Annotated in this window: 10 protein-coding genes; all 10 read left to right on the top strand. The window is 39.9% G+C overall.

What is annotated here, in order from left to right:
• The first annotated feature begins 79 nt into the window (after nucleotides 1-79).
• The 10 genes from PQO01_RS10000 (at nucleotide 80) to PQO01_RS09955 (ending at nucleotide 13,890) form a co-directional block, all read left to right on the top strand.
• Complete coding sequence (locus tag PQO01_RS10000; protein WP_274313870.1) at nucleotides 80-610, top strand: hypothetical protein; 531 nt, start codon at nucleotides 80-82, stop codon at nucleotides 608-610.
• Nucleotides 611-708: 98 nt separating this feature from the next.
• Entirely contained in the window at nucleotides 709-1,923 is a 1,215-nt protein-coding gene (locus PQO01_RS09995; RefSeq protein WP_274313869.1) for a DUF1552 domain-containing protein, read from the top strand.
• 9 nt (nucleotides 1,924-1,932) lie between these two features.
• Nucleotides 1,933-5,265, top strand: coding sequence for a DUF1588 domain-containing protein (locus PQO01_RS09990; protein WP_274313868.1), 3,333 nt, complete (start codon nucleotides 1,933-1,935; stop codon nucleotides 5,263-5,265).
• Between the two features lie 246 nt (nucleotides 5,266-5,511).
• Nucleotides 5,512-6,066, top strand: coding sequence for a sigma-70 family RNA polymerase sigma factor (locus PQO01_RS09985; protein WP_274313867.1), 555 nt, complete (start codon nucleotides 5,512-5,514; stop codon nucleotides 6,064-6,066).
• A complete protein-coding gene (locus PQO01_RS09980) occupies nucleotides 6,063-7,790 on the top strand; it encodes a FecR domain-containing protein (RefSeq protein WP_274313866.1) in 1,728 nt (575 codons plus the stop codon). The genes PQO01_RS09985 and PQO01_RS09980 overlap by 4 nt, the downstream gene beginning before the upstream one ends.
• A 466-nt stretch (nucleotides 7,791-8,256) precedes the next feature.
• Complete coding sequence (locus PQO01_RS09975; RefSeq protein WP_274313865.1) at nucleotides 8,257-9,060, top strand: sialate O-acetylesterase; 804 nt, start codon at nucleotides 8,257-8,259, stop codon at nucleotides 9,058-9,060.
• A 41-nt stretch (nucleotides 9,061-9,101) separates the two neighbouring features.
• Nucleotides 9,102-10,742: an arylsulfatase gene (locus PQO01_RS09970; protein WP_274313864.1), complete on the top strand. Its 1,641-nt coding sequence runs from the start codon at nucleotides 9,102-9,104 to the stop codon at nucleotides 10,740-10,742.
• Nucleotides 10,743-10,833: 91 nt separating this feature from the next.
• The gene (locus tag PQO01_RS09965; protein ID WP_274313863.1) at nucleotides 10,834-11,667 is read left to right on the top strand and encodes a 3-keto-disaccharide hydrolase; all 834 of its coding nucleotides are present in this window, start codon (nucleotides 10,834-10,836) and stop codon (nucleotides 11,665-11,667) included.
• Nucleotides 11,667-12,182: a DUF7133 domain-containing protein gene (locus PQO01_RS09960; protein WP_274313862.1), complete on the top strand. Its 516-nt coding sequence runs from the start codon at nucleotides 11,667-11,669 to the stop codon at nucleotides 12,180-12,182. The genes PQO01_RS09965 and PQO01_RS09960 overlap by 1 nt, the downstream gene beginning before the upstream one ends.
• Nucleotides 12,183-12,465: 283 nt before the next feature.
• On the top strand, nucleotides 12,466-13,890 hold the full coding sequence (locus tag PQO01_RS09955; protein WP_274313861.1) for a sulfatase-like hydrolase/transferase: 1,425 nt from the start codon (nucleotides 12,466-12,468) through the stop codon (nucleotides 13,888-13,890).
• The last annotated feature ends 83 nt before the right edge of the window (nucleotides 13,891-13,973 follow it).

Below are 13,973 nucleotides of genomic sequence, written 5' to 3'. Positions count from 1 at the left end.
TTTCAATGGTATATTTATTTTTTATGTGATTAAATATGTCATTTTTTGTCTTTAATTAAGTTTTAATAGAAGGTTTTTTATGTTTAGGTTTATTTTTCTTTTGTGTTTTATAAGTTCACTTCAGGCTGATGATCTTTTTAGAAAGTTTGATGTCAAAAGAGATTGGCGTTTGGCTAAAAAAAGTGAGTTTAATTATGTTGGAGTTAAGTATGGAAAAAATTCTGTTTCTCTGGGCACAAAACACACAGCGGAGCCACATTATCTCACACTTAGTACAGAAAAAGAATTAGAAGTAGGCCAGATCTACGAACTGCAAATTTCAATAAAAGCAAAAGGAGAGGGAAATCTCTCGATTCTCTATGTTGGAAAGGGCGAAATGGGTAGTGGGGCTGTTGTTCATCCTAGGGGCTTGCATGTTAGGATTTCTCCTCAAGAGAATGAAAAAGTTTACAGGTTTTGTTTCAAGGTAACGAAGAAAAAATCCTCTAACCTCAAATCTTTTTTTCAAGTTATGCTGGGGGGGTATAAGGGTGAGATTCGATTGAGTGATATAAAGCTAGTGAAATCCAAACACGAAGGTAGTATCCCGCCAAAAGGTTTGGCTTTATAGAGATTTTAATTAGGGTGGAATATTTAATTTTTTGTAAGATCTGAACCTTCTCATACAATTGTATGAATCAATAAACAACAATTTTTGGAGATTTTAATATGATGAATCGCAGATCTTTTCTGGCATCAAGTGCAGCAGGATTGACGCTTCCGTTAAGTCAGCTTTCAGCAGCGCGGACTAAAGTTGAACCTCGCGTAAAATTAAAGAAAAATGTTGTTCTCGTGAGTCTTGATTTAGGTCTTTATGCGCCAAATTTCCAGGATAATGGAGCTGGCTGTAAGTACATGACCGAAATTTTTTCTGAATTTAAAGGTCAAATGACATATTTTGATGGTATATCAGAGAAAGGTATCAGGGCCAGTCATGAAGTTCAGCGCGGAACTTTTACAACCATTCCCTATGAAGATCGCCAACATTTCCCTGATAAAAAAATGATCAGTCTCGATCAGGTTTTAGCCGATGGTTCGATTCAGGAAACCCGTCATAAATACATCTATAACCGTATCAACCGCGGTTCAAATATGTCCTGGAATAAGTTTGAACAACCCATTTTGCCTATTGAAGGGGCTAATGAACTTTATGAGACTCTGTTTGCCCGCACTGATACCAAGTTGGAAAAAGCACATATTCGACGTGAACGCGATATTCTTTCAACTCTAGCGCGAAATCTGCGTCGTTACTGGCGAGGTAACATACAGGAAGAAGATATGAGGGCTTCTTTGGATTATCAGCTGGCAGTTTTAGATGAACGTGAAAAGTGGCTAAAGGTTACAAAGCCTTATCTAAAGAAGATATTTGGTGAAAATGAACAAAAGCAGCCGATCCCTTCGTGCCATAATAATTTTAATTTGATCTACGATGCACTTGAGAAACAGCAGACGAAAATTGCCTTAGTTGAATTTGGAGCAGGGGGCTTAAATGCCGGCCTGCCTGGAGTTGAACTTGATCACCACGGCAATACTCATCATGGAGGTTATCCGGAGCGAATTTATGGTTTGGAAACTATTGACACAGGTGTGCTTACGGGACTTAAAAACTTTCTCCACAAATTAAAAGAGGGTGGCTTGTATGACGACACCATTGTACTGTTTCACAGTGGTTTTGCCGATGCATCTAAACACACAAATAAAAAAGCTCCGGCCTTTTTGTTCGGGGGTGGTTTTGCTCATAAAGAGTCTATTGCCTGCTTAAAAGGTGAAGAGCATATCTATTCAAGCAGTGATTTATTCACCAGTATACTTAGGCAGAGTGGGCTTGAAAAAGCTACTTTCAGCAACAGTAAACAGGCTATTCCTGAACTCTTCAAAGCTTAGGGGTGTCAAATGAGTGACAATGAATCCATGCCTGAAGAGGCTAACTCTGTACCAATGATGAGCCCTGAGCTCAAAGAAAAACTTCGCGAAAAATTAGCTGAACTTGAAGTTCTGGAGGAGAAGACCGCCAATGGAGAGATTCCTTCAGATGAAGCTCAGAAATTGCTTGCGGACGCAATGTTGGAAGTAGAAGCTATTCTGCAAGTGGGACGTGAACTCGAGCGTGAATTTATAGCTGAGCAGGAAGCTCAAAGTAAAATTGCAGAACAAGCTCCCTTAGAGCAAGTTCCTGTTGAGCAGGGCGCCCAAGAGGTACAAAGTATTGTTGAACCTGTTCAAGACAAGACTGAACTTGAAGATTTACCCAAGTTGAATGCTCGTCCACTGGAGTCGAAATTTGGGGCAAAATCTCAATCGAGTTCAGCAGAAGAACAAATTGCCGCAGCAAAAAATAAAGTGAAGATTTCGGCAAGCAATGAGTCAAGCGAAAAAACAAAAGGTGACTCAATTGGTGAGCGAGAAAAGATGACAAAAGTTGAGGGTTCTATTGATCGGGATAAAAAACCAAAACTCAATGCGGTCAAGCGGAGTTCAGAAGAGTCTTCTGCTCGTCAAGGGAGTCCAACAAAAATCAAATCGAAGAAAAAGCTCAAAGCTCCTACAAAAGTACCCCGGACTGTGAACAAGAAATCTTTCCCAGTGGGGGCGTTGGTATTGATCCTGCTTATCGGTACAGGAGCCTTTTTCTCCAAAGATATCATTGCTTATGTTAAACAGCAGCAAGCAGATTTAGCGAAGAAAAATCAGCCAAAACCTGAGGTGAAAAAAGAAAAGCCTAAGCCGGTCATTGAAAAAGCTCAAGTTATTGTTGAGGAGGTGAAGGAAGAAGAGCCCGAAGAAGAACTCGAAGAAGAACCTAACTTTTATCAACCCCAGGAAGAAAACCTTTTTACGGGTGAGTTAAGTCATTTGAGTTTTAATGAAGTGCTTACGAATAAATGTGTGTCCTGTCACGGTGCTGAAGGAAAAGAAGTTGAAGGTGATTTTAATATTGCTCGCTTGATGGCCTCTAAGTCATTGAATTCAAAGTACTGGGCAAAGATCTATCGTAGTATCGATAAAGGTGAAATGCCTCCACCGGTTGAAGATGAGCCCGATTCTGTCCCACTCGAAAATGAGGAGCAGGACTTGCTCTTAAGCTCAATTAAAGTGATGTTCGAGGACTTGAAAGAGGGGGTGACTACTCGGGTTATGACTCCCTATGAAATCCAAAACACCCTTGGTGATTTACTTGATGTCGATTACTCGCAGTACAATCCTGTGGAAGACATACATAAGTTTTACTCAGAGCAGAGTTTTTACACACATCAACGAAAGATTTTGAGCCCCCAGTATATCAGTCGTTATTATATGATTCTTTATGACATGCTGCAAAGTTTTATAGGCCTGCGCCCGCAAGTCGACCCTTTAAATCAAACAGTTAAATTTCCGAGTACGCTTTTTCACGTGAGAAACTTTGATACCGAAACCCACGTGCGCTGGCCCCAATATGATCCCAAATGGTACTGTTCATTGAATTTTAAAGATCTTTCAGAAAAGAAAGTAAGTAAGCAGGACCGTTATCTAGATGGAAATAATAATGCATTAGTTGACAAAACCTTGGCCGCTCGATCTTTACCGCCAGGTAAATATCGGCTGACTTTCACAGCTACCCGTGAAAATATGTCCATGAGCAAGATTACAGAAGAAAAGTATGGCCCGGAGATAGTTGCTCACTACGAAAAACTGTTTGAAGAAAATCCCATACTCAACATGCCTGTACGATTCTATTTAGAGCCTCCAGGTACAGCTGATCCTTTTGCAAAACTTAAGCACCTGGAAACAATTGATATTCCCTCCGATGGAGAATATGGAATTGAATTTGAAGTCAAGCGTCGCTCAGGTGTGGCTTTTGCTCTGGATGCAAAACAATTAATTGGGCGAAATCGTTTGGCCAACATGATTGCCCACCATAGGCACGGTGAAGAAACAGGAATGAAGGAAATTGAAGCTGCAAGACGGGAAATGGATATGAAAAAATATGATTTTCCTCAGATTAATATCACCAATCAGAAAATTGAGGGGCCTTTTGATGTCGTTTTAAATCCTCTTTCATTCGATGAAGAGACGAGAATTAATGATACTGAAGTTCGTGAGAAATTTAAGTACCTTCATAGCTTTAACGGCATGAAATTAAGTGTGATTTACACTTACATGTTCAGGGATCTATGTCGACAAAAAATAAAAATGGAGGATGCCTACCGCAATGCCATGATCGCCTTTTTTATGTCTCCGCGATTCCTGATTTTAGATTCTATGGCAAAAACAATTGAAGATAAAATTCGCTATGCCTCATATATGACGCATAAGTCACCACCAAGTGCGGAGTTCGCAGAAAAATATAAAACTGTGATTAGGAAAAAAGATTACAAGGGGCTTGCTAAATGGATAATTGAGCATGACAACTTTAGGCGCTTTTCCAATGCCTTTACCTATCAATGGTTAAAGTTAGGTGAGATCAATAATAACCGTCCTGATGAAGGTAAGTTTAAGACTTACTACAAGAATGAAATTGAGCGGCGTCAGCGTCAGGAAGCAGAGTTTTTCCTGTTAAATATGTTTCGAGAAAACCGTCCCATTCTCGATTTAGTTCAGGCGGATTACAGTTTCATGGATAAGAGCCTGATGGATTTTTATGGCCTTTATACAGGTGATTTATCAGATGGTGGTTCTTTCACTAAAGTGGAGGCCAAAAAAGCCGGTCGAGGCGGAGTCTTAAGTATGGGGGCTTTCCTTACAGCCACTGGTAATGGAGTGGACCCCTTGCCGATTAAACGCGCTGCCTGGATATCTGAAAATATCCTTGATTCGCCACTGCCTTCGCCCCCGAGTGTGGATGTGAAAGACTTTGAAGAGAGTGCAGGGGCCAAGACCTTGCGTGAACGCTTGGAGGTTCACGCACAAAATCCGGCATGTAATTCCTGTCACAAGCGCTTGGATTCCTTAGCGATTCTCATGGATAAGTATGATTCAGTCGGTAAATATAATAATCACTATGTTGCTGACACGGTGAAAATTAATGATCAAAAACTTTCTGACGTCAGTCAATTAAAGGACTACCTGAAAGATTATTCTAAACCTATGGCTCGGGCTTTTGCCAAAAAACTCATTAGTTATATGACCGGTCGTGAGCCTGGTGTTCAGGACGAAGTTAAGCTCGATTTAATTTTGAAGGAAACTCAAGAGGACTCCTATCGCGTTGGTGATCTTTACTCAGAAATATTGAAGCACTACTTACTGTAGCTACACATGTTTAGGGGGAAGGGTTAAGTAGATCCTTCCATCTAATTATTCACTCTTTAAATCATAGATGGTTTTTGAAGAATATATACATTTTGAAGGCGCTTAAGAGCTTCGTCTTGTGAGCAGGTCTGTACAGAGTCCAGCGAAAAATGACTTCAACTAGGTTTCTGTTATTATTTATAATTTTCATCTATAAAACCTGTGAGATCTTCTTGTCAGAGGACAATAAGTCAGTAAAGGTAAATTATGAATAAAGATATAGAAACAGCTATAAAGCAGGTTATTAGAGGCGATCGCGATGACTATTGGGTGATTGTCGATCACTATAAACTCATGGTTAGGTCCTATGTCGCCAGTATACTTTTCAATCACAGTGACATCGATGATCTAATCCAGGAAACTTTTATAACAGCTTATAAAAAACTTTCTGAATTTGATACTTCTAAAGATTTTGGCAGTTGGATTCGCGGTATTGCTCATTTTAAATTAACTAACTATATGCGTGCCACTAAAAGACGCGGTCATCTAATGACTAACTTTAAAGAGAAAGTCGTCGAAATAATTTCTCCAGAACTCGATGAGAAATTTAAACTAGAAACAGACGACAGTATAAAAGCTTTGTTGGAATGTATTTCCAAATTACCTCAAAATATGCGACTTGTTGTCAAATCCGGACTCAATGGTACAAAAGCGCAGGTTTTGGCAGAAGAAATGAACTCTACTCCTGGTGCTATCTACAACCTGCAGTACCGCGCCAATGGTTTGCTGCGTAATTGTGTGAAAAATGAGATTTCTCAATGAAAGATGACTTAAAACTACTTATAAAAATCTGGCTCTCTGAAGAAGAACACGAAGATATGGATCGCCTTTTAGAGCGCTTGCAAAATGATCTTGAATTTCGCGCTGCATTTGCCGATGAAGTCGTCATGCTGGGTAAAATAAAAGCCGTTACTGACAGTGAACCACGTTTTGCCTTGTTGGAGGAATTACTAAATTCACCCGTTAATGGTCAAAGCAATTTTGATGAAAATATTTTCAAGGCTTTAGAGAAAGAAGGTAAACAAAAAAAGATCATTCAATTAAGCATGCTGGTTGCAGCTATGTTAATTATTGGCTTTATTATTTTCCGCCCTGGAGCCTCTCTGCCTTCGGAGCAGATACCTGTTGTTGCTGATAAGCCCAGTTTAGATCTTTCCGTTCCGCAGAACCTCAACTCTGAAGCAATGATGAATATCAGCGATGTGATGGCCGTCATCACATCCAGTTCAGAAGCACAATGGTCCGACCCGAAATTTAACCATTTAAAGATTCTCAAGCGAGAAGGGCTTCATCTTCTAAAAGGAAAAGCTCTGCTTGATTTCATGTCGGGGGTCACTTTAACCATGAGTGCTGGAACTAAAATAAAGATTCTTGGCAACAAGGAAATCTTTTTAGAAAAAGGGAAAATTAGCTGCCAGGTAAATGAATTTGGAAAAGGTTTTATAGTTAGGACTAAAGAGGCTGAAATCCTCGATATAGGCACATCATTTCAAGTCGACGCAAGCCTCGACAACACCAGGATGCTAGTCCTTGATGGAGAAGTGAAAGTGAAGCCGGTTAGTTCTAAGCAATATACCAGTATTCTAACGGATAATGCTATTGAAGTCAGTAATGGCGTCATTTCTAATTCGCCAAACAATGGGTCTTTGACCTTTACCATTCAAGAATTTGAAAATTTACGTGAGAAGAATACGCAGCATAAGTATCAGGTTTGGTTGTCCCAAAATGAAAGAATTAAAACAGACCCCGATACTCTTTTTCATCTGGCCAAAACGAATAAGCCTATGCGACTGATTAAAAGTGATATTTCGGGTAAATCTATTCAAGCAGTATATCCTTTTGGGGTAACTAAAGCTTTGGGTCGCTGGCAAGAAAACGGCGCTGTTCATTTTTCAAAATTTTATGATCGCTTCATGGTTCGTCTTCCTCACACTCGCAAAAACTTTACCTTATTATCCTGGGTTAAAATAGATCAATTAAATCTAAACCAGGCTCTTATGACATTTGAAGGTCAGTCCCGTTGGACTCAAAATGCTTCAATCAAAGAAAAGAGGGTCGAAAAAGTTAAAGAAGGTGACTTTCATGCAATGCGTTGGCACATTACCGATAGGGGAGCAATTCGCTTAGCTATTGCTTACGTTGACAAAGTAAACAGTAGCCAAAAATGGCATAATTTTATGACTAAGCCTAAGCTGATTGAACCGAAATATCTTGGGGAATGGCTATGTCTCGGGGTAACTTATGACTTCAATGAGGAAGTAGTTACTCATTATCTCAATGGTCAAGCTGTGAGTGAGAGTGTTTTAAGGAATCAATCTCCGGTAAAAATGGATTTTCTCGAAATTGGCAATTTGACTCATCCCATTGAGCCTAGAAAACAAAGGTCCTTTCAGTTTAAAGGTAGTATCGATGAAATGCTTATTTCTGAACGACCTTTTAGTGCATCCGAAATGCTGGACTATTATAACATCAGTACACCAAAATAACGATCCTAGAAAGGATTTGGCTAAGTCCCTTAATTAGTTGTCTTTAAGTTCTGTCTCATCATAGTCCAGAACGCCTTTAATCAGGTGAAATTTAATTGAAAACTCCATCCTCTGTTGCTTGTGGTAGACTTGATGTACTTTGCCCAAAACAACTCAAGATGCGAGCATTTTTAGAATCAATATTTTTTTGATAAAATAATCTGTGAGATCCTTTTAAAAAAAATAATAAAAGTAAAAAAATAGCTGTGAGATTAGCTACCGACTGAACAATAGTTTAGTAGATGCGTAATAAAAAAGGATAGTTTGTGATCAATAGGGTATCATCAAAAAGACAGCTTTGTTTACATAAAATTTTAGTTGCCTTCGGCGGCACAAGAGCATCTACTCATCCAAAGTAGAATCTGAATTCCAGTTAGAAAACATCAAAAAAGAAGAGACGAAACCATATTAAAAGGAATAACAATATATGAGAACAATGCGCTATTTAGCTTTAACTTTCTTTGTCATAGCCAGTGGACTAGTCACAGCTGGAGAGCAAGCCAAACACCTCATCATACTGAGCGGGCAATCAAATATGAATGGCAAGGTTCGCGAGAGTGATATAATCAAACCAATGGTAGAGAAAGAATTCGGTCAGGGTTCAGTGATTGCTGTTCGCCATGCTGCCGCTGGCTCTTCCATTGCATACTGGCTGGAAAAGACAATTGATGCCTATGGTAATGAGATCACGAGTCCTGGAACTGTTTACCCAAAATTGATGTCATCCGTCAAAGCAGCGATAAAAGACAAAGAAATTACCAGCGTCACTTTTATCTGGATGCAGGGCGAATCGGATGTGCTCCTCAATCCGAAACCAGACTGGAAGAAAGATAAGTCAATGCCTGCAGAAATCTACCAAAAGAATTTCTTCCGATTACTTGATCGAATTAAGGCTGACTTAAAGCTCAAGGATATAAACGTGGTGATTGGCCGATTGAGTGACTATCACATGCATGAGAAGATGCAGCAAAATAAAGTTAAATCAGATGCGTGGATTGCGATACGAGACTTACAGGTCAAAATTGCAGAGACTCTGCCTCATGGTGCGTGGGTCAATACCGATGATCTCAATGATGGCCTGCAGACTCGAAGAGTGAAGAATAAGGGGACAGAAATCATTGAGGTAAGCAACGATTTGCATTATACCGACAAAGGTTACAAGGAATTTTCTAAACGACTTGCTAAAGCATCTCAAAAGCTTATCAGGCAATCCATAAACCAAGGCAAGTAGATCATACGTGCTGTTGATATGAAAAACTTAAGGAGTTATTTGTGCGTGTTATCAGAAAAGTAGTGTGTGCCACCATCGTCTGTATATTTGGAATGGCCAGCCAAGGATTAGCTGAAGAGCGACCTAATGTTATTATGATTATGGTCGATGATATGGGCTATTCTGATCTTGCTTGCTATGGCGGAGAAATTAAGACTCCAAATCTCGATTCATTGGCACAAAATGGTTTGCGTTTTCGCCAGTTTTATAATACGGGTAAGTGTCACTCATCAAGGGTGACCTTACTTACAGGTTTACATTCGTATCAGGCGGGTAATGCCGGATCGGATGGGACTGTTAAATTACATAACGGCAATATTGAGCGAGGTGTATCCATTGCTCAAGTCTTGCGTAATGCTGGTTACTACACGGCAGCCTCAGGTAAATGGCATATCAAACCTGAGCCCAAGGATTTAGGCTTCGATCGTTTTTTCGGTTTTTTACCAGGGTATATTAAAGATTATTTTAATTCAAAGTATCTCCAGTTAGACGGTGAGAGTTATAATACTAATGGTAAGTACATAACCGACTTGATCACCGATTTCGGCATCACATTTATAAAAGAGGCAAAAGCCAAAAAGAAACCTTTTCTTCTTTATCTACCTTACAATGCTCCGCATTATCCACTGCAGGCTCCTCAGGAAGACATAGACAAATACAGAGGCTCATACAGCAATGGCTGGCTTGCTACTCGTGAAAAGCGTCTCGAAAAAATGAAAAATCTTGGCCTCATTGGAAGCGATTTGCTTCCTTCATCTTCGAAAGAGATCAAGCTGCGCGATTGGAATGCACTGTCTAAAGAAGATCAAGATTATCAGGATCTTCTCATGGCGACTTATGCCGGGATGATTGATCGCCTTGACCAAAACATTGGCAGGTTAATTGCCCAACTCAAAAATCTTGGCGAGTATGAAAATACGATCATTCTATTCTGTTCCGACAATGGTGCAGAAAGAGTTACCATGTCCCGTGAACGTGAGTTGTTTGAACGCTCCTATCCAACATCACAGGGAGATTCATTTACGACGGTTGGTGTCGATTGGGCTTTTGTCAGTAACAGCCCTTATCGTTTATTTAAAACAAATATGCATGAAGGTGGAATTATTTCCCCCTTTATCGTGCACTGGCCAAAAGGAATATCATTGCCTGGTGGAACTGTAGACCAGCAAAATGCCTTTCACCTCATGGACATCATGCCGACGCTTGTAGATATCTGCGGAGCGAGCTACCCAGAGCAATATGAAGGACAGAAAATCGAGCCTATTAATGGCATCTCTATGGTTCCTGCATTTAAGGGCCAGAAGGCGGTTCGTAAAGATGGGATCTATCAAATGTTTGGTAACAATCGCGCCTATCGTTTAGGAGATTGGAAAATCGTCAGTCAAGGCTTGTCCAATTGGGAACTCTATAATATGAGTAAAGATCCCACCGAGCAACATAACCTGGCTGCGCAGTATCCTGAAAAACTCGAACAATTAAAGTCCATGTGGTTTAAAGTTTCCACAGAAGATGAACGGCTTCCTGCAAAATTAAATAAACCAACTGTGAATAAAGAACCTCGATTTAAGCGGCCGGCTTTGACTCAGGGAGATCAGAGAATGAGGCTTACGAGCAAGTCGGGAACAAGTAAGAAAAAATTTTAGAAGTCAAAATAAATAGAAACGATTTATCTAGTGGCATGGTAGCTCTCTCTAGGAAGCGGAGCCATCAAATAAGTTAAAAAGGACAAGAATCATGAAGTTAAAAAAAGATATATGGAAGTATAAACACAGTGTCAGTTTTATAGCGCTGTTGGTTGTTGTAGTATTCATCAGTCCAAGCTTTGCGGAAGAGGGCTTTACTCCACTCTTTGATGGAAAGACCCTCAGCGGTTGGGGGACGACCAGAGCAACTGATGCTTTTTCCGTGAACAAGGAAGAAAAAGCCATTCATGCCTATGCCGGTAAAAAGAATGGTTCGGAGCAAGTGCCTGGTTGTCTCATCACTACAAAGCAATACAGCCATTATATTTTACGACTGGAATATAAATGGCTGGAAAAGCGATTTAGCCCACGAACAGATTGGGATCGAGATGCGGGCGTTCTCTTTCATGCTCACGGCAGCCTTAAAAAACTTTGGCCAAATTCAATTGAAATGCAAGTGGGCGAAACACCAGGCACTGTTACTGGCAAATCCAAAGAGCACTGGAAGGGGCGAAAACCTCGCCGCTTCCATACAGGTGACTTGATTTTGATCCAAAATGACCAAGTGCAAGCTCAGTATAAACGCAAAAAAAGTGGCTGGGATCCCAATGGAGATCTCTACACAGGTGGAAAAGGCGTATTTACTCAGTTTGGCATAGAAAAGCCCAAAGGGCAATGGAATGAAATTGAAATTCGTGTCCTTGGAGACAAGAAAGCGACCTTTATGCTAAACGGAAAGGTTGTTCACGAAATTATGAATATTCAAAAAATGGAAGAGGGAAAACTCGTTCCTCTGACGAAAGGTTTTATCGGCCTCCAGGCTGAATGGGCCGAAGTGCTTTACCGAAATATCCGCATAAAAGAACTGAAGGATGAGAAGGAATAATGAAAAATCTGAAGATCTTTTTGATCGCTGCTATTTTTGCTAATATGGCATTTATTCAGCTTCATGCGGAAGAATTAAAAGCCTTGCCTCGAGCAGAAAAATTGCCTTTGAGTCTATTCTCTGTGCCAGAGGATTTAGAAATCAGTCTCTGGGCGAACACTCCCGATCTCTATAATCCCGCCTGTATGTCTACTGACGCTAAAGGCCGTATTTGGGTTGCGGAGGGAGTGAATTATAGAAACTCCGTAAGGAACTCTAAGGGCGATCGCATAGTGATCCTGGGAGACACCGATGGGGGAGGTAAAGCTGATGACTTAAAGATATTTTATCAATCTCCAGAATTAACTAAACCTATGTCTCGGGCTTTTGCCAAAAAACTCATTAGTTATATGACCGGTCGTGAGCCTGGTGTTCAGGACGAAGTTAAGCTCGATTTAATTTTGAAGGAAACTCAAGAGGACTCCTATCGCGTCGGTGATCTTTACTCAGAAATATTGAAGCACTACTTACTGTAGTCACATATATAACTCTTAAATAAAGCGATTGGCACGTTTCTTTTGAGTTCTGAATATTTTTTTGTCCTTTCTTGTCTTTTTTATCTTGATGTTCGATTTTTGGTGAATGAAATACTCTTTCTATTCATTCATAAACTCAATTAGATTTTTTAGTTTTTTATATGTGATGATGACTAATGATACAGGGTTTTAAGAATCCTAAATAATTAAAAAGACAATAATTGACAGTTTTTGATTTTGAGTTATTGTTGTGGTGTAATTAACTTATTAAAAGTGGTGGTTCATGAAATTTATAATAATATTTTTATTTAGTAGCGTAAGCTTGATTTGTGCTCAGGAAAAACAGCCCAATATAATTCTCATTATAGTCGATGATTTAGGGTATGGTGAACTTGAACGCCAGGATGATGGCCGCATCCCAACACCCCATATAGATTCTCTGGCCCGAGATGGTGTGAAATTCACCAATGCTTATGTCACTGGTCCTTACTGCAGTGCTTCCAGAGCAGCAATCATGACTGGTCGTTATCAGAATCGTTTTGGCTATGAAAAAAACCCTACAGGCTACTGGAATGAAGACCCCAGAATTGGTGTTCCAAATAGTGAGTGGACTATCGCGGAGCAGCTACAAAGAAGTGGTTATACGACTTCACTCATCGGCAAGTGGCATCTTGGAGCTACGGCAAAATTTCACCCAATGCATCAGGGCTTTGATGAGTTCTTCGGCTTCATGCATGAAGGTCATTATTTTGTTCCTGAACCATATGAAGGTGTGACAACTTTACTAAGAAAAAAAGTTCTTCCAGGTTTAGTTAAAGGTCGTTGGACCAGTAAAGACGGCAAACTCATTTATCATGATATTCTGGGCGATGAACCGGATTATAATACCAACAATCCCATTGTGCGCTCGAGTCAACCAGTTGATGTCAAGGAGTATTTAACCGATGCTTTCACTACTGAAGCTATTGATTTTATGAAACGAACTTCAGACCGCCCATTTTTCTTGACTCTTTCTTACAATGCCGTACATAGTCCTCTACAAGGCCTTGATGAATACATGGATAGGTTTACTCACATCGAAGACATACAGCGTCGCATATTTGCCGCTATGCTGGCCAATCTTGACGATAATATTGGCCGCGTTTTAAATTACTTAAAATCAGCAAAAATTGAAGAGGATACACTCATTTATTTCTTAAGTGATAATGGTGGGCCAACTAAAGAATTAACTTCCAGTAATGGGGTTTTAAGTGGTTCAAAAGGCATGCTTAGGGAAGGTGGTATACGCGTTCCTTTCATTATGCGCTGGAATGGAACTCTTCCTGCCGGTAAAGTCTATCATAAGCCGATAATCTCCACAGATATTTTTGCCACGAGTGCAGCTGTTTCCGGCGTCAAAGTGACTCATAAAGCAAAAAGAGACGGGGTTAATCTTATTCCTTATTTAACAGAGAAGAGTCAGAAAGAACCTCATAAAGTTCTTTATTGGAAAAGTGTGGGTCAGGTAGCTTTAAGGTCTGGAGATTGGAAGCTTTTGAAAAGTAGATCACTTAAAGATAGAACCAAGATAACGCCTTTTATGTTATTTAATTTAAAAGATGACATCGGAGAAACTGAAGATCTTTCTGAGAAATACCCAGAGAAAGTGCAGGAACTCCTTAAAATCTGGCAGGAAATTGATAAAGAAATGGCTCCATCTTTATGGTGATAGATTGGGGGAATAGATTTACTTGATAATTGTTGATCACAGCTTCACCATAGTTTACAATGGGGAAGGTTGATTGTTAGCGT

Origin of the sequence: Lentisphaera marina, assembly GCF_028745505.1 — a bacterium.
GTDB lineage: Bacteria > Verrucomicrobiota > Lentisphaeria > Lentisphaerales > Lentisphaeraceae > Lentisphaera > Lentisphaera marina.
This window is presented reverse-complemented; position numbering and strand designations above follow the sequence as displayed.